Below are 16,448 nucleotides of genomic sequence, written 5' to 3'. Positions count from 1 at the left end.
TATAAACTTTTTCAAGGGGTATTTTTAAAAAATACCCCTTTTTCTTTTAAATCATTTATTAAATGTTTAAAATTGCACAAGGCTATTTCGTAATGGTCTTTTTATTTTGATTATTACTCTACTAATTCGATAGAGAATAAGGTATTAAATGTAATCATAACACTGTCACGCACTATGAGGAGTTTTAGAACTGAACTAGAAAACGAAATTGTCGAACAAGACATACTAGATTTAGAAAAGAAGATTAGATTATTTCATGAAGGAAACATTGATGACGATAAATTTCGTAGTCTTCGTTTAGCACGTGGTGTTTACGGCCAACGTCAAGCGGGAGTACAAATGATCAGAATCAAGATCCCTTATGGTAAACTAACAACAAGACAATTAAACAGAATTTGTGAAGTATCTGACCAATATTCAAATGGTAAGCTACACATCACAACTAGACAAGATATCCAAATTCACTATGTAAGTCTTGACGACTCACCAGCATTATGGTCTGAGTTAGAGAAAGATGAAGTGACTTTGAGAGAAGCATGTGGTAATACTGTACGTAATATCACAGCATCGGAGAAAGCAGGTATCGATCCAAACGAACCTTTTGATGTTACTCCTTATGCACATGCTGCATTTGAGTACTTCTTGCGTAATCCTATCTGTCAGGAAATGGGCCGTAAGTTCAAAATTGCTTTTTCATCTTCTGAGTCTGATACTGCATTTGCATTTATACATGACGTAGGAGCTATTCCAGTTGTGAAAACTGTAGATGGAAAAGAAGTAAGAGGATTTAAAGTATTAATTGGTGGTGGTTTAGGTGCACAACCTTACATGGCTGAAACAGCTTATGAATTCTTAGAAGAAGAAAAATTAATCCCTTTCACAGAAGCATTAGTACGTGTTTTCGATCGTCATGGCGAGCGTAACCGTAGAATGAAGGCAAGAATGAAGTTCTTACTACAAGATATTGGTAAGGAAGAATTATTACGTCTTGCAGAAGAAGAAAGATTAGCTCTTAAAAATCAAGAAATTTGGGTAGATAGATCTAAAGTAGACTCTGTTGTTTTACCAAAAGAACATGCTGCTGTTGAAGTAGAAATTCTTGATCAAAAGAAATATGATACATGGTTAAATGCCAATGTATTTGAACAAAAACAAGAAGGTTTCTTCGGTGTATTAGTACGTTTACAATTAGGTAATTTTGATACTGCTACAGCTAGAAAGTTAATCAAGATTGTAGAGAAGTATACTGCAGATGATATCCGTTTAACAATCCGTCAAGGTCTATTGTTAAAATTCATAAGCAAAGATGATCTTCCTGCATTATTTAATGAGCTTGATGCTATTGGATTTGCAGAACCAGGTTACGATACAACAACAGATATTACTGCTTGTCCTGGTACAGATACTTGTGTATTAGGTATCTCTAGTAGTACTGGTATTGCACGTGTATTAGAAGATTTAATTAAAGTAGAATATCCTGATTTAATAACGGATGATACTTTTAAAATAAAAATTAGTGGTTGTCCTAACGCTTGTGGACAGCATACTATTGCTCAGTTTGGTATTCATGGTAGTTCTTTACGTAACAAAGAGAACAAAATGCAATTACCAGCAGCACAAATCTTATTAGGTGGTGGTTTTGATGGTAATGGTAATCCTCATATTGCAGACAAGGTGATAAAAATACCTAGTAAGCGTATTGAAGATGCTTTCCGTTCTGTTGTAGATGATTACGATCAGAATTCTACAGAGGGAGAGTACTATGTAGATTACTACAAACGCCAAGGTAAAGATTACTTCTACGAGTTATTAAAACCTTTACATAAGTTAGATAACTTAGAGCCTTCAGATTATTTAGATTGGTATACTCAAGACGATAAATTCCAACTACATAAAGCCGTAGGTGAATGTGCTGGTGTAATTATTGACTTAGTACAAACTTTAATCTTTGAAGCTGAAGAGAAAGTAGGTTGGTCTGAAGAGGCATTTAAAAAAGGTCTTTTTGCAGATGCAATTTATCATGCTTACGCAGGTTATGTAAGTGCAGCGAAAGCATTATTACTTGATAAAAAAGTAAAATTAAATAGCCAAGCTACAGTTATTAATCGTTTTGCTGAGCATTACGACGAACGCTTCAACTTTGCTGAAGGGTCTTTTGTTGATCATGTATTAAGAATCAACAAAAATGAACCTTCTGAAGAGTTTGCAGCATTGTATTTATCAGAAGCAAAAGTTTTCTTAAACGACGTAAGTGAGTTGAGAAAGCAAGATCTTGCTGCTACTGAGGCTTAAATTAACATAACTAACAAACTTTAAACGCATCGATCTCATGACAAAGACAATACAACCAGAATTAACCCTTGTAGGGGCTGGAATCGGCGATCCCGATTTAATCACAATGAAAGGCATTAAGGCTTTACGTAGAGCTGATGTTGTTTTATATGATGCCCTTGTATGTGAGGAATTGTTAGAGTATGCACCTCAAGCAAAGAAAATCTACGTGGGTAAAAGGGTAGGACAACACTCTTTTAAACAAGAAGAGATCAATCGTTTGATTGTTTCTAATGCATTTGGTGGAGGTCACGTTGTGCGTTTAAAAGGTGGAGATCCCTTTGTTTTTGGTAGAGGCCATGAAGAAATGGTTTATGCACAAGAACATGGGATTAGAGTTAATTTAGTACCTGGTATTAGTAGTTCTGTTGCAGCACCTGCTTTACAAGGAATTCCGGTAACACGTAGGGGTGACAGCCAAAGTTTTTGGGTGATTACGGGAACAACAAAAGAAGGCGAGGTGTCTAAAGATATTGCTTTGGCAGCACAATCTTCTGCTACTGTTATTATTTTAATGGGAACAAAGAAGATTGATCAAATTATGGATAGTTTTACAGCAGCTGGAAAAGAAGATACTCCTGTTGCTATTATTCAACACGCTTCTACTCCTCATGAGCGTATTGGATTGGGAAATGTTCATACTATTGCTGATATAATGCGTGAAAAAGGTTTAGGTTCTCCTGCTGTAATTGTGGTAGGTGAAGTTGTTAAACATCATGCACAATATCCAAAAGTATTATCAGAAGTAGTTGCTAATGCTACAGTAACAGTCTAAGTAGGTCTTAGAAAAATATATCAAGTTATCAGTGGATACGTGGCGTTTGTGTGTTTATTGAAGTTTTATCAAAAGCAGACAATCGGTTAGTGGTTCAACAGTTTTCGTTACGTACCACTGATGACTTATTTTTTCCGTTTTAAAAATCCATTATCTTGCAGCTATGAACGAAATGTTTCCAATATTTATTAAGATGTCTGAAATCTCTACTTTAATTGTTGGTGGAGGAAATGTAGGACATGAAAAATTAGCTGCAATATTAAAAAATAGTCCTAATGCTGTAGTAACAGTTGTTTCTACTACATTTGGAGAAGAGCTACTTGATCTAGCAAAAGATTTTTCTGCAGTTACTCTTGTAGAGAGACCGTTTGAAATGTCAGATTTAGAAAGTCATCATATCGTGTTATGTGCAACTGATAGTTATGAACTTCATGTGGAGATTCAGAAAGAGTGCAATAAACGTAAGATGCTAGTAAATGTAGCCGATACTCCACCTTTATGTGACTTTTATCTAGGTTCGGTTGTATCTAAAGGTGATTTAAAAATTGGGATTTCTACAAACGGTAAATCTCCAACTTTAGCAAAAAGAATGAGAGAGTTTTTAGAAGATGCATTACCAAGTGAAACTCAACAACTATTAGATAATTTAAAAGGAATTAGAGATAGTTTAAAAGGGGATTTTGCTGATAAAGTAAAACAATTAAATGATATCACTCAACAAGTGTTTGATAAAAAAGAATAACTAAAAAAAGCTGTATCAAAAATTGAATTTCGATACAGCTTTTTTTTATTTTATTTTTACTGATTCCCCTTCTATGATAACCCAAATTGGAATAGGGCTATTATTTTTAATTACATTATCTTCTATAGTGATATTCTGAATAGCTAAAAGGTAATCTACAAATTCAGCTGCTCCTACATACCATATATCCTCTTTACCACCAATCTCCTGACAAATTTCTTTCATCATTTCCCAATTGTTATCAGGTTTACCTTGATCAAACTCCCAACTATGTCCCCAAAGTACGTAAACTGTAGGTACAGAAGGAAATAAAGAGACATACTCCTTTATTGATGGAAGAGCATCAAAATGATGAGATGTAGGGTGCCAAGCAAGTAAGCTATCGGGTAAATCAAAAGATTTTGTGCTTATTACTGTTCTAGCATTTGTTATTTGTGTAGTGGCTATTGTACTTATCACAAAATCATTATATGCCCCAAAGGGGTAGGCCATACTTTTAACTTTATACCCAACTAAGTCAGTCAAATAATCTGCGTCACTAACTACCTCATTTATAATTTCAGTTTCTTTATTAATTGAATTCAAGGCAGGGTGATGAGCTGTGTGAACTGCAACTTCGTGGAAACGATATGTTTTTTTAATTTCTGATGATGTTAAATATTCTCCTTCTTGTCCAATTAAATCCTTTAACCAAGGAGCAGTTTTACCCATTAATCCAGAATTTAAATTGAAAGTACCTTTGATGTGGTATTTATTAAGCAATTTGATCAGGCGAATATCCTGCTTTAACCCATCGTCATAACTTAAAATAACTGCTTTCTTTTTTCCATTAGGATAAGTAAACTGTCTATTTTCGTAAATAGAAGCAGATTGAGCTTTAACCATTATAGGCAAAGTGAATAGGAATAAAAAGGAGATTATTAATTTCATTATTATTTATTTTTCCCAATCGATAAGATTCTTTTTACTGCTAACTAAACCATCTTTATCAACATAAACAAAATGACCGTCTACAAACTCTATTCCTGCAACTAATGCGTGATAATGTATTTCTATTAAACTATCATCACTTGGTGCTGGAGCTTTTTTGGGATATGCCTTATTGGCCATAATTCCAGTTCTAAGTTTACAAATTTCTTCTGTGTTCCTGTAATTTCCGTTTGTTACTATTCCTTCCCATTCTTGGTGCATAAGTGCAAATACAAGTTCGTCATCAATAACAGCATCTTCAGATTCAGCTATCCACTCTATAACAAGTACTTTACCTTTTCCGTTTTCTTCTTCAATTCTATCAAAAATAACTTTCCTGTTATTTGTTTTAATGCAAAGAACACTTCCATGAAAAGAATCTTTTTCAGTAACAGATTTTAGACCGATATTTCCAACTCTTATACTGTCTGGGAATTTATCACAGAGTGTAGTTGTTTTTACTTTTGTTCCACTATCAAATGCTTTGTTTTCTAAAAATTTAATCGTGTCTTTTACTGATTTATCAGGAATTTCTTCCATTGCAATATGTCCAACTCCTTCATAAATAATTAATTCTGAATTCGGTAGACTGAATTGAAATTTATATGCATTTGCTAAAGGAATCCAATGGTCTTTCTCGCCCCAAATAATTAATGTTGGGGTGTCTAAATCTTTTAAACTAGAAGAGTTGTCTGTAACGCCACTATTTGCAAGGTTTAAAAAAGCTTCTCTATTTCCTTTTCTGGCAAATAGTTCATGATAACGCGTAGTTGTTGTAGGTTCTAATCTATTAGCATCGCCATAGGCATTCTTTAAGAAAAACTCAATAAATGTTTTAGGTGCTTTTACATATTCTGCAAAGCCATGAAAAAGTTTAAACTCTTTTATTATTGGATTTTGTACTAACTTATAGAGTAAAGGAATTGATTGTTTATCGTTAAAACCAGCAGCATCTAATAAGATTAACCTTCTTACTTTTTCTTTAAATCTGTAAGCATATTCCCATGCTATCCACCCACCTAGAGACGATCCTGCTAAGTAGAATTTATTTATTTCAAGACGTTTTAAAAAGCGATCTAAAAAATCCAAGTAAATTTCTACAGAATAACTTTTATCAGGTCTTGGTCCTGTTAAAGCAAATCCTGGTAAATCTAGGCGTACTACTTTATATTTTTTCTTCAGTGTTTCTGTCCATCTATCCCAAGTCTGTAAAGAAGCGAAAGTTCCGTGAAGTAAAACAATTGGAAAACCTTCTCCTTCTACTTTATAATGAACTTTCATTCCATCAATTTCCATAAACTGAGAAATGTTGTCTGTATATTTTTCAAATAGATCAATTGCCATAAACTGGAGAGAATTTAGATTGAAATGAATTTTCGGTTAATTTAAAATTATTTCCCAAAGATGGGTTCTGATATTAATAATTATTCTAGAAACAAGTTAATATTATACTGTGAATATTTACTCATCTATTTAAAATATTCTTTAATGAAATGGGATGACTTGAGGTTTCAAAGGTTTGAAATCTTGCAATGGAAGATCGATTTCTGTTGATAAAGAAATTTCAAAAGCTGAATTATTAAAATTAGCATTCGGGTAATATTGTAATTCTAAAGCAAAGGTATTGAAGACTAAGTTTTCATTTCTAGTTCTAATTCCTGCACCAATTGATGAGAAAAAATCATTTGAAGAAATAGAAACACCTTCTTTATCATTTAACATACCAAATTGAAAATTTTGGAATACAGCAAATTTAAATCCATAAAAGAACCACTTTGTAAACCATACGTTCTCTTGCTTTACCCTTAATCTTTGGGTCCCTTTTTTAGAATTTCGTCGTATTTGAAAATCAGTATAGATGTCATTTTGATCAAAAAATAAATAATCACCAGGTACTCTATCAGTTCCGGATAATAAATCTATATCTAAAAAGAATCGTAAGAAATTATCGTGTATTGCCACAAGATTTGAAAAGTAATTAAACTGTATATGTAAGGTTTCTTGTTTGTATTTATCAACTATAAAAGACCCAAATTCTCCTTGTAATCTAAAGAAGCCCCAAGGGGTAAATTGCCCTACTTCAGTATTAAAACCTAAATAGGGGCGTGTACCAAGATATTCATTTATTTCAACTCCTGATGTCACGGAAAACAGCCATCCATTTGGGACATCCTCTGTACGTCCAAAACCTTGTAAGTAGCTTAATTTTCTATAATTTCTTTCGTTAAGTGTAACAGAACCTAGGTATTGATTTTTGTCTTGGTATGCGTATAATGTGTCAGCGCTTACTTGTTCAGGTCTTTTGAGTACACTTAGCTTTGCTGCACCACCACTAAAAGTAATATTTCTATTCTTTTCCTCATTAAGTTGAATAGACCTACCTACCCAACTACTTACATATGAGTATTCTAATTCTTCCCAAAACCTTTCAGTGCTATCTATATCTAAATAAGCTGAATCTGAAGTTGTATAACCATACGTAGTTCTGTTACTTTCGATGTCAACTTCTCCAGCCCATTTAGTACTTGATGTTACAAAGTCTTTATACATTTTTAAATTCCATAATGACTGTAAGTAGTTGTTGTTAATGTTGACTTCTAGGTCGACAAAAGTTCCATAGACATTCTGAAATTTATATTTAAATGCATAACCATAGGGGTCTGGTTCATCAGTTTTTACTACAGCAGCGAGGTATACATATTGACCAGTACCTATAAAGTTATTGTCATAAAGTCCCAACTCAAAATCATTCGTACCGCTAAACCTACCATCAGCACCAATAGTCCATTGGTCTTGAGTGAAAATATAAATATCTAATTGTACGCCATCTACATCACAAGCATAAATTTCTGCGTCTTTTATAAAAGTTAAGGCACGAAGAAGACGCTCACTTTCTGATAAATCTGTACTATTAATTACATCACCTACATTAAAAACTATATTTTTAGAGATTACTTTTTCTTTTGTTTTTGAATGTACTCCATTGGCATACTTCTCCACTTTGTTTTCTTTTCCTTTAGGATAAGGGTGCTTTACATCAGATCCAAAGGGTGGCATTCTTACAATTTTAATGCTTCTAACTATTTTATTTTCAAAGCACATTCCATTAGATAACAGATTTATACTATCCTGTCTTGTACTTACTTGGGGTCTGTTTTTTACAAGTAATAAATTTGAAATTTCTTTAGTGATTCTATTTTTCTGTAGCTTATCCTGAAGGTTTTTATAAAAGAAATCTGATTTTAAAATTAGTGTTGAATCATGGTTAAAGAGATCACTTGGTAAGTAAAGCACAGTATCTTTTTGAAATTTATATACAGAATCTCCTATTACGATAGGTACATATGCCTTAACCTTAACTTCTTGAGTTAACGTATCTTGATCTTGTGCCTGCACTAGGTTTTGGATTAATAAGAGCAGGAAAAGAAAAAAAATACCGGTTAATTTTCGGTAAAGGTTATAGATCATTTAAATTTTTTAGAATATATAGAAATGCAATTTAATAAATTATGATTTTTATCTTTGTTTTTTATTGTCATTCTTAAGTGTCGAATCTATTATTCGATAAAATAGAAGCAAAATTTGGTCAGTTTAAACAGTCTATAATGATTAGATATTTTTCTCTAGGTGTTCTAACGGTAATCGCTTTATTTTTTGGAATAGGTATGTTATTACCATCAACTTATTTAGTAAACCAGAAAGTATATATAAATGCTCCTCAAAAAGAAGTTTTTGGATATATAGATAATTTACATAAATGGAATGATTGGGCATTTAAATTAGAAGAAGAGGGGAGTAGATTATCACCTCAATACACAGGACCAGAAGAAGGAGAAGGTGCCACACACACTTGGATGAGTTATGATGGTTCCAGTGCAAAAATACAAATAACCTCCTCTAACCCATTTGATGAAGTTGATTTACAGATGATTACTAATGATGGGGATTTTGTTTCAGATATAAAGTTTACTATTGAAGGCTCTGAAAAAGGGACTGTTGTTACTTGGATTGAAAAAGGAGATTTTGGGTTTCAACCTTCTACAAGAATGATTGCCTTTATTTCTAATTATCAAGAGCGAGTAAGCGAACAGTATGCATCTGCATTAGTAGAGCTAAAGACTGCAGTAGAAAAAAAGAATTAAAAAAAGCTCCTACTATGAAATACTATATAGTAGGAGCTTTTTTATCTTAAAAGATTAAGTTTAGAACTTAAATCCTAAAGTTAACTTTGTTTGATTTGTACTGACTTCCAAATCATCAATTTCAATATCTTGAATTGTTAATTTTCCAAAATTTGATTCTACACCAAAGTAAAGTACTTTGTATCTAAAGCCTACACCCACAGAATGAGACATCCCAAAGGCTGCTTCAACATCTTCAATATCTTCTGATCCAATCCAAACATTATTTGGACGTAAATTATAGAAAGCATCAAATCCCATTTCATTGTTTATAGAATAAGATACAAGCGGACCAATTTCAACAAGAGCAAGGTCTACTATATATAAGGTAGGATCTGTATCTTTGGATGTTGAATAACTGATATCTAACCAGTTTGCATTAATTGCAATACCAAAGTTACCACCTCTGTAAACATACCATTGGTTTCCTATTTGAAAACCTAGTGTAGTATTTAACTCGATACCATCTCCGAGGTCTTCTCCTTTATAGCTTGTAGATAAATAATCAGACGTAGGGAAGCCAAAATTGAATTTTAAACTAAATCCATTTTTAAGAATTCTATTATTCTTTTTAGAGGCTTGAGATATGATATCTTGAGCGGATAGAGACAAGCTAGATACTAATAGTACTAGTAACACATAAAATAGTTTGTTGATTTTCATAGTTTGAAGTATAGTTCAATAGTCTTACGTAAATAAATTGAAGCGAATTTAGTAAATATTTTCAGAACACTAACAATTTGTTGATGTTCTGAAAATATCTACTCATGATTTTATCTCTTGTATTCAACTCGAGCTGTTATCTCAGTTGTACGAGAAGTCCCTGATTGAGAAACTTCTTGTGTAATGTGAGATGTCATAATCAATTCATTGTCAGTTAAAGAAACAATTTCGAAAGGAAGTGTTTGAGTATTTTCTCCAGTTTCAGTTAACAATAGCTCTGTACCATCTATAGACCATTTTGCGACCTGATAAATAGCAGTGTTAGGTGAACCAAATACTAAACTGTCTGAAGCATCAAAATACATTACTGTAGAAATATCAGCTGTTCCTTTAGAAGTTAAAGTTCCATCCTCTTTAAATTCTGCTGTTATGTCAATGTTTTCATACGTACTAACATTTTCAATAGAAGAACTATAGTCTTCAGAATTTGTTGTAGTTAAACTAGAAGCTTCCGAATGTGTCATAGTCCAAGTCCCAATAATGAGACTATCTTTGGAAGGGTCGGCATCTTCAGTACAAGAAGTGAAGAAAAAGGCAAATACAGTAACAGTTAATAGAAGTTTTAAATTAGACATGATAGTTTATAGTCTGTTAAAAAATAATTGTATATGTAAATATATTGAAAATATGTAACGCTGAATTATTATTTAAGAATGTATGCAATGTTATTTTTTTTATTGCATTAAATAAGTGAATTATCTTTATTATTTACTTTAAAACTATTGCTCCTCCAAACCTACCCGTCTGTTCAGGTCCATTTCCTCTTGCAGAAAAAAATCGATGATCTGTAAAAGTATTGAAAGGCATAAATTCAATGTTTTCAGGTAAAATGCCACAGGCTTTGCATTGGGCTAATTGAGCTGCTTCAATGTCTAAATAAGCTTTTTGAGGATTAGTATGTGTACAAATAATAGTATTATAATCAGTCGGGTATGCATCTTTAAAAATACTGATAACATCCATACCAATTTCATACGTTTCTTTTTTTATAAATGGGCCAAATGATATAATAATTGTATTAGGTGAACAATTAAAATCTGTCTCCAACTGATGAATAGCCTTTGTTAAAATCTTTAATGCAGTGCCTTTCCATCCAGAATGAACTGCTCCAATAACATTTTTTATAGGATCAAAGAGAAGAATTGGGGTGCAATCAGCTGCTAGCGTTAAGAGGCCAATATTTTTAACATCGGTAAGTATTCCATCAGATTTCGGAAAAGGGTTTTGTAGCTTTTTATAGGCTTCCACATTCTTTTCAGTGATAGAATAAACCTTGTTAGTGTGTTTTTGATCAGCAATGAAGAGGTGATCACAAACAAGATTGTTTTTGACGATAGCCCTATTTTGAAGTACATCTTCGGGTTTATCGTGAATGATATTTCCTAAATTTAATGAATCGAAAGGAGGTTGACTTACCCCCCCAGAACGAGTAGTCACAAAATGATGAACCTTATCTTTATATTTTTCTAATTGATGAAATTGTAAAGTAGGTATCTTCATTTTGTGACTATTATATTATTTAGACATATGAGAATATATATCCTCTATTGAAATTGTATTTTCATAGATAGCTTTTCCTACAACTACAGAAGGAATATAAGCTTCTTCAAGAGCAATGAGGTCATCAAATTTACTAACACCACCACTTGCAATAAGTTCAATGTTAGGAAACTCAGCCATTACTTCTTTATAAAGTGCTGTATTTGGTCCTTGCATCATACCGTCTTTAGAAATATCAGTACAAAGTACTTTCGTAATTCCTTTAGCAGTATAATCTTTTAGGTAATCAAAAAGAGGTAATTTAGAATCCTCTTGCCAACCACTTACAGCAATCATTTTATCTTTAGCATCCGCAGCAAGTATCATTCTATCACTTCCAAATTTTTCAATCCATGAAGTAAATTTCTCTGGTTCTTTTACTGCAATGCTACCACAAGTTACCATTGCTGCACCGTGGTCAAATACCTTTTCTAAATCTTCATCTGATTGAATTCCTCCACCAAAATCAACAATTAAAGAAGTGTTAGAAACAATTCTATCCAACACGCCATAATTGACTACATGTTTTACTTTAGCACCATCTAAATCAACCAAATGCAAACGCTTAATACCAGCATCTTCAAAGCTTTTTGCTACTTCTAAAGGATCTTCTGCATATACAGTTTTTTGAGCGTAATCACCTTGAGATAGGCGTACAAGTTTACCATCAATTAAATCGATAGCTGGAATAATGTCTATTTTGTGTGACATGTTAGATGTTTGTTAGAAAGTTTTGAATAATTTTTTGACCTATATCACCACTTTTTTCTGGGTGAAATTGAGCTGCATAAAAATTATCTTTATGTAACGATGCACTATATGGATTGACATAATCTGTTATTGCAATTGTGTTTTCACAAAGTTCTGCATAATAACTATGTACATAGTAAACGTAGTCGTGATCTTCAATGCCTTTATATAAAGGTGTTTTTAGATCATGTATATTGTTCCATCCCATATGAGGGACTTTTAAAGTTTTGCTTTCGAACTTTTTGACTTTAGTATCAAAAATTCCTAGACAATCTGTATCTCTTTCTTCTGAATGATTACACATTAACTGTAATCCTAAACAAACTCCTAAAGTAGGTTGTTTTAAATCTTTAATTAGCGTATCAAGATTACGTTCTTTTAAGTAATCCATTGCTGATTTTGCCTCACCAACACCAGGAAAGATCACCTTATCGGCACTCATTAATTCCTCCGCATTGTCTGTCAAGATCGGATCAATTCCCAAGCGTTGCAAAGCATAACGTACCGACTGTACGTTTCCTGCATTGTATTTTATTATGGCAACTTTCATCTTACAGAATAGTTTAAAAGTAGTTTGTGCTTTTCAGCAATTATATTTTAATTCAAAATTAAGATTCTTTCTATAGAATGAAAAAAACATTAGAATATTTAATACAAAAGGGGGATATCTATGCTTAAATTACATAGATATCCCCCTCAAATTGTGAATTTTGATAAATTCTAGAAGGCTAAATAGTAAGTGTCATAAGCGTCAAGCTCGATAGGTGTACCGTTCTGATCTGCTTTTTTCATATTCAGATTAATTGTTTTGCCAGATATTAAATCTCTAGCTTTCACATCTGAATCTTCAGAAGCTTTGATTAAATTAATAACCTCTGTCGGTATAATGACATCACTGAGTACTTTCTTGTTTTCAAAATTTGCAATTACTAATACTCTCTCATTTTCAGAGTATCTAATGAAAGCATAGGTTTTATCAACGTCATAATTTGCATTTGTTCTATTAAATTGTTGCAAATCAATTAGATCACCTTTACGGATAGCCTCACTATTTTTTGCGGCATTTAATAAACTCTTATATCGTTTCCTTAATGTACGTTGCGTATCTGAGAGTTGCCCTCCATCATATTTATGGTTATTTACCCATTTTTGATGTTCTGGAATACCCCAATAATCAAAAATTGTAGATCTGCCATCATCACCACTAAAACCAGATTCACCTTTAGCAGGTTCTCCAACTTCTTGGCCAAAATAAACCATGACAGGACCACTACCTAGTGCAGCACTAACGGCCATACCAGGAATACCTGGTAGAGGATTGTTAGAAAATTCTCTAGAAGCAATTCTTTGTTCATCATGATTTTCCAAGAAACGTAACATATGGTTATTGAAACCATCCATACCTTTCCATACATTTGTTAAATGAGATAATGATGAACCAGGTCTGTCTTCCATTACTGCTCTTAGTGAATCGTATACACCAACTTTATCATATAGGTAATCAAATTTACCAGTAAAAATGTAGTTTTTATACTCGTCAGGATTATAAACTTCTGCGATAAAACGAATATTAGGATTGATTTTTTTGATTTGAGGAATCATCCAAGCCCAATATTCTACAGGAACCATTTCAGACATGTCACATCGAAAACCATCTACACCTTTATTGGTCCAATAGGTAAGAATAGCTAATGTTTTTTTCCAAGTTGAAGGAACTTCACCATTTACGTCAAAAACTTTTTCACCATTTCCTGATACATGATTAACCCCATAATTTAATCGAACAGTTTCAAACCAATCGTTTACTGTAGGAGCATCTGTAACAGCTCCATTTCCCGAAACTTTCGCTGGAATTTCTCTGAATTTTCCATCTGATGTTGGAAACTTATCTCCCCCTAGAGGAACATATCCGTTAGGAACTTTAAATGGTTTACCTGGAATGTAGTAGAAATTATTATTTGGCGCAAAACCTACTTTAGTATTGTCCGATTTACCTAAATCTTCAACACCTTTTGGGGCTTTATCAGAATGGTATTTACGAGCAACATGGTTTGGTACAAAATCAATAATTACTTTTAAACCGTTATCGTGTGTTCTTTTTATTAATGCTTCAAACTCTTCAACACGGTTATCTACATCATTGGCTAAATCTGGGTTAACATCATAATAATCTTTTATGGCATATGGAGAACCAGCTCTACCTTTTACAACATCGGCATCATCTAGAGGAATACCGTATTTTCTATAATCTGTAATAACGGCATGTTCAATAACTCCAGTATACCAAACATGTGTAGCTCCTAAATCTTTAATAGAAGTAAGTGCATTATCATTGATATCATCAAATTTACCTACACCATTTTCTTTCAATGTTCCCCATTGTTTATTTGTTGTAGTAGTATTACCAAATAAACGGGTCATCATCTGGTAGATAATGATTTTGTGGTCTTCAATTTTCTCTGTTGAGGATGAAATTTTTAATAGTTTATCCACCTTTTCTTTTTCTTTTTTTTCATGAGAAGAACAGCTTGTAAAAAACAAACCAAAAGTGATGGATAATAGAATATAAAATGAGGCGTATTTTTTGATCATTGTTTATGAATTAAGGGGATTATTTTGAATCAGATTGTTTGTTATAAGGTCTTTTTTGACTTAATAAAGTAGCTATCTTATAAAGGTCAACTTTTTCTAGTATGGTATCATACAATTCGCGGTGTTGATCTACATTTTTTAGTTCTTCTTGCATTTTTACAGCAACGGTAAAAGGGTTAGTATCTTTTAGTTGCTTACGAATAGTACTGAGGTAATCTTTATCTTTTTTGATTGCATTTAAAACAATTTCTTCTATTTCATTCATAAATTTGTAGTTATATATGCAGTGTATTTATATAATTATATACTATATTAACTAAAAAAAATGGTAATTAAAATTGCAAAATAAAGTGATTTAATATTTATCAAATAGACAATTGTTAAAAGAAAATTTCAAGTAAAAATTACAACCGATTGAGATGGTTTCTATTGATTTTTGTAGACTTCAAAATTGTTAAAATCAATTTAAATAGCTAAACTTATAAAATTAACAAAGCAAACAAATATTAGGTAATGAAAACATTATTATTAATTAGACACGCGGAAGCTGAGAGTTCTTATTTTGGTGTAGAAGATAAGCAAAGAAATTTAACACAAGAAGGTTTTTCACAAGCATTACATTTAGGAAAAAAGATAAATGAAGGGAATTATATTCCTGAAATAATTTTTTATTCTGATGCTGTTAGAACTACAGAAACTACCAAACTTATTTTAGAGCAAATAGACGTACCAGAGGAAGCAACTTTTGTGGAACCCTCTTTTTATGAGGCCAATGTTGGTAGATTGTTAGATTTTATAAATCAAAGAAGTGATGAGGCAGATACTATCGCATTAGTAGGGCATAACCCTGCAATATCATTTTTAGCAGAATATATTACTGGAGAAGATACTGGTAACCTATCGCCTGCACAATGCCTTGTGATAAGTTTTGATCTTGATTCTTGGGCATTGATATCACAAGCGACAGGTAGGTCTTTATCTCGTTATTAATAAAGAGGGTAGACTATTAAAATCTTCTATTAATTGATCTGGCTTAATGTCGGCATTATCTGTTAATTCTTTTCTATATTTTCCAGTTTTGACTTGAATAGCGGTAAGTTTTGCAGCTTTAGCACCTTGTATGTCACCTATAATATCATCTCCAATCATAAGAAGTTGATGAGCAGGTAAATTGATTTTTTCTATGGCAGATTCGTAAAAAGATTTATCAGGTTTACCAATACAAATGGCTTCGGTACTTGTTGCAAATTCTAATCCCTTAATAAAAGCACCAATGTCTATTCTTAATCCATCCGAAGCTTTCCAAAATTTACCTTTATGTAAACCAATTAACTTACTTCCATTTAGTACTTTAAGGAAAAGATTGTTCATTAATTGATAATCCCAATTCTTACCAATATCACTAATTATTATAGCTTCAGGCGTAGTTGTATTAATAGTAAACTTCTCTTCAAATAGAGCCTTTATAGAGCTACCAGCCAAAACTTCAATTTCTTTATAACCTTGTTCTATTGTGTAATTTAAAGCTGCTAAAGGTGGACTTAGAATTTCATTTTCATCAACAGGTATACCTAATGTTATAAGTTTATGATAAAGTTCTTCGGAGGTAATTCCTGATGTATTTGTAACAAATAAAAACTGATATCCTTGGTCTTTTAAGGTCTTGATTGTATCTATTACCCCATCAATAACAACAGAATCGTTATATAAAACACCATCTAGGTCGCAAAGTATTCCTTTAATTTGATTGAATCTCATAGGTTGTATTTCTCTTCGTATTAGTATTTAAAATCGTTGATAATTAATAGTTTATATAATATTAAATATCTTTTATGTTTATTTTAAC

Annotated in this window: 16 protein-coding genes; 5 read left to right on the top strand and 11 right to left on the bottom strand. The window is 32.3% G+C overall.

Annotated features, from left to right (window positions below):
- The first annotated feature begins 174 nt into the window (after positions 1–174).
- From KM029_RS06520 to KM029_RS06510, 3 genes are all read left to right on the top strand, one after another.
- Positions 175–2,292: a HEPN domain-containing protein gene (locus KM029_RS06520; protein ID WP_144072500.1), complete on the top strand. Its 2,118-nt coding sequence runs from the start codon at positions 175–177 to the stop codon at positions 2,290–2,292.
- Between the two features lie 37 nt (positions 2,293–2,329).
- A complete protein-coding gene (cobA, locus tag KM029_RS06515) occupies positions 2,330–3,106 on the top strand; it encodes a uroporphyrinogen-III C-methyltransferase (protein WP_144072499.1) in 777 nt (258 codons plus the stop codon).
- A gap of 163 nt (positions 3,107–3,269) precedes the next feature.
- Positions 3,270–3,848 (top strand): precorrin-2 dehydrogenase/sirohydrochlorin ferrochelatase family protein, encoded by a 579-nt coding sequence (locus KM029_RS06510; RefSeq protein ID WP_144072498.1) that lies wholly within the window; start codon positions 3,270–3,272, stop codon positions 3,846–3,848.
- Positions 3,849–3,893: 45 nt separating this feature from the next.
- On the opposite strand, the gene KM029_RS06505 is transcribed toward KM029_RS06510, so the two are convergent.
- From KM029_RS06505 to KM029_RS06495, 3 genes are all read right to left on the bottom strand, one after another.
- Positions 3,894–4,778 carry a polysaccharide deacetylase family protein gene (locus tag KM029_RS06505; protein ID WP_144072497.1) on the bottom strand — a complete coding sequence of 295 codons (885 nt, stop codon included), beginning with the start codon at positions 4,776–4,778 and terminating at the stop codon, positions 3,894–3,896.
- Positions 4,779–4,784: 6 nt separating this feature from the next.
- Entirely contained in the window at positions 4,785–6,161 is a 1,377-nt protein-coding gene (locus KM029_RS06500; RefSeq protein WP_158630979.1) for an alpha/beta fold hydrolase, read from the bottom strand.
- A gap of 141 nt (positions 6,162–6,302) precedes the next feature.
- The gene (locus KM029_RS06495; protein WP_144072496.1) at positions 6,303–8,213 is read right to left on the bottom strand and encodes a BamA/TamA family outer membrane protein; all 1,911 of its coding nucleotides are present in this window, start codon (positions 8,211–8,213) and stop codon (positions 6,303–6,305) included.
- Between the two features lie 149 nt (positions 8,214–8,362).
- Between KM029_RS06495 and KM029_RS06490 the strand changes: the two genes are divergently transcribed.
- Complete coding sequence (locus KM029_RS06490; protein WP_144072495.1) at positions 8,363–8,959, top strand: SRPBCC family protein; 597 nt, start codon at positions 8,363–8,365, stop codon at positions 8,957–8,959.
- Between the two features lie 60 nt (positions 8,960–9,019).
- Here the strand turns inward: KM029_RS06490 and KM029_RS06485 are convergent, their stop codons facing one another.
- The 7 genes from KM029_RS06485 to KM029_RS06455 form a co-directional block, all read right to left on the bottom strand.
- Positions 9,020–9,661, bottom strand: a complete 642-nt coding sequence (locus KM029_RS06485) for a hypothetical protein (protein ID WP_144072494.1) — start codon at positions 9,659–9,661, stop codon at positions 9,020–9,022.
- A 110-nt stretch (positions 9,662–9,771) separates the two neighbouring features.
- A complete protein-coding gene (locus KM029_RS06480) occupies positions 9,772–10,296 on the bottom strand; it encodes a hypothetical protein (protein ID WP_144072493.1) in 525 nt (174 codons plus the stop codon).
- Between the two features lie 133 nt (positions 10,297–10,429).
- A complete protein-coding gene (gene pgeF / locus KM029_RS06475; protein WP_184679422.1) occupies positions 10,430–11,221 on the bottom strand; it encodes a peptidoglycan editing factor PgeF in 792 nt (263 codons plus the stop codon).
- Between the two features lie 15 nt (positions 11,222–11,236).
- On the bottom strand, positions 11,237–11,971 hold the full coding sequence (gene hisA / locus KM029_RS06470) for a 1-(5-phosphoribosyl)-5-[(5-phosphoribosylamino)methylideneamino]imidazole-4-carboxamide isomerase (protein ID WP_144072491.1): 735 nt from the start codon (positions 11,969–11,971) through the stop codon (positions 11,237–11,239).
- Position 11,972: 1 nt separating this feature from the next.
- Positions 11,973–12,560 (bottom strand): imidazole glycerol phosphate synthase subunit HisH, encoded by a 588-nt coding sequence (gene hisH / locus KM029_RS06465; protein WP_144072490.1) that lies wholly within the window; start codon positions 12,558–12,560, stop codon positions 11,973–11,975.
- A gap of 170 nt (positions 12,561–12,730) precedes the next feature.
- Positions 12,731–14,602, bottom strand: a complete 1,872-nt coding sequence (locus KM029_RS06460; protein ID WP_144072489.1) for an alpha-amylase family glycosyl hydrolase — start codon at positions 14,600–14,602, stop codon at positions 12,731–12,733.
- Between the two features lie 19 nt (positions 14,603–14,621).
- On the bottom strand, positions 14,622–14,867 hold the full coding sequence (locus tag KM029_RS06455; protein ID WP_144072488.1) for a hypothetical protein: 246 nt from the start codon (positions 14,865–14,867) through the stop codon (positions 14,622–14,624).
- Positions 14,868–15,115: 248 nt separating this feature from the next.
- On the opposite strand from KM029_RS06455, the gene KM029_RS06450 reads away from it, so the two are divergent.
- A complete protein-coding gene (locus KM029_RS06450) occupies positions 15,116–15,592 on the top strand; it encodes a SixA phosphatase family protein (RefSeq protein WP_144072487.1) in 477 nt (158 codons plus the stop codon).
- Here the strand turns inward: KM029_RS06450 and KM029_RS06445 are convergent.
- Complete coding sequence (locus tag KM029_RS06445; protein WP_144072486.1) at positions 15,578–16,360, bottom strand: TIGR01458 family HAD-type hydrolase; 783 nt, start codon at positions 16,358–16,360, stop codon at positions 15,578–15,580. The two genes, KM029_RS06450 and KM029_RS06445, sit on opposite strands and share 15 nt — an antisense overlap.
- Between the last annotated feature and the right edge of the window lie 88 nt (positions 16,361–16,448).

Origin of the sequence: Flammeovirga kamogawensis (assembly GCF_018736065.1) — a bacterium.
Lineage (GTDB): Bacteria > Bacteroidota > Bacteroidia > Cytophagales > Flammeovirgaceae > Flammeovirga > Flammeovirga kamogawensis.
Note: the sequence above shows the minus strand (reverse complement) of the source record. Positions and strands in the feature narration are given on the sequence as shown.

What these genes read in the sequence shown, in the direction of transcription:
- KM029_RS06520 (WP_144072500.1), top strand. Translation starts at nt 175, where the DNA reads ATGAGGAGTTTTAGAACTGAACTAGAAAACGAAATTGTCGAACAAGAC.
- cobA (WP_144072499.1), top strand. Translation starts at nt 2,330, where the DNA reads ATGACAAAGACAATACAACCAGAATTAACCCTTGTAGGGGCTGGAATC.
- KM029_RS06510 (WP_144072498.1), top strand. Translation starts at nt 3,270, where the DNA reads ATGAACGAAATGTTTCCAATATTTATTAAGATGTCTGAAATCTCTACT.
- KM029_RS06505 (WP_144072497.1), bottom strand. Translation starts at nt 4,778, where the DNA reads ATGAAATTAATAATCTCCTTTTTATTCCTATTCACTTTGCCTATAATG.
- KM029_RS06500 (WP_158630979.1), bottom strand. Translation starts at nt 6,161, where the DNA reads ATGGCAATTGATCTATTTGAAAAATATACAGACAACATTTCTCAGTTT.
- KM029_RS06485 (WP_144072494.1), bottom strand. Translation starts at nt 9,661, where the DNA reads ATGAAAATCAACAAACTATTTTATGTGTTACTAGTACTATTAGTATCT.
- KM029_RS06480 (WP_144072493.1), bottom strand. Translation starts at nt 10,296, where the DNA reads ATGTCTAATTTAAAACTTCTATTAACTGTTACTGTATTTGCCTTTTTC.
- pgeF (WP_184679422.1), bottom strand. Translation starts at nt 11,221, where the DNA reads ATGAAGATACCTACTTTACAATTTCATCAATTAGAAAAATATAAAGAT.
- hisA (WP_144072491.1), bottom strand. Translation starts at nt 11,971, where the DNA reads ATGTCACACAAAATAGACATTATTCCAGCTATCGATTTAATTGATGGT.
- hisH (WP_144072490.1), bottom strand. Translation starts at nt 12,560, where the DNA reads ATGAAAGTTGCCATAATAAAATACAATGCAGGAAACGTACAGTCGGTA.
- KM029_RS06460 (WP_144072489.1), bottom strand. Translation starts at nt 14,602, where the DNA reads ATGATCAAAAAATACGCCTCATTTTATATTCTATTATCCATCACTTTT.
- KM029_RS06455 (WP_144072488.1), bottom strand. Translation starts at nt 14,867, where the DNA reads ATGAATGAAATAGAAGAAATTGTTTTAAATGCAATCAAAAAAGATAAA.
- KM029_RS06450 (WP_144072487.1), top strand. Translation starts at nt 15,116, where the DNA reads ATGAAAACATTATTATTAATTAGACACGCGGAAGCTGAGAGTTCTTAT.
- KM029_RS06445 (WP_144072486.1), bottom strand. Translation starts at nt 16,360, where the DNA reads ATGAGATTCAATCAAATTAAAGGAATACTTTGCGACCTAGATGGTGTT.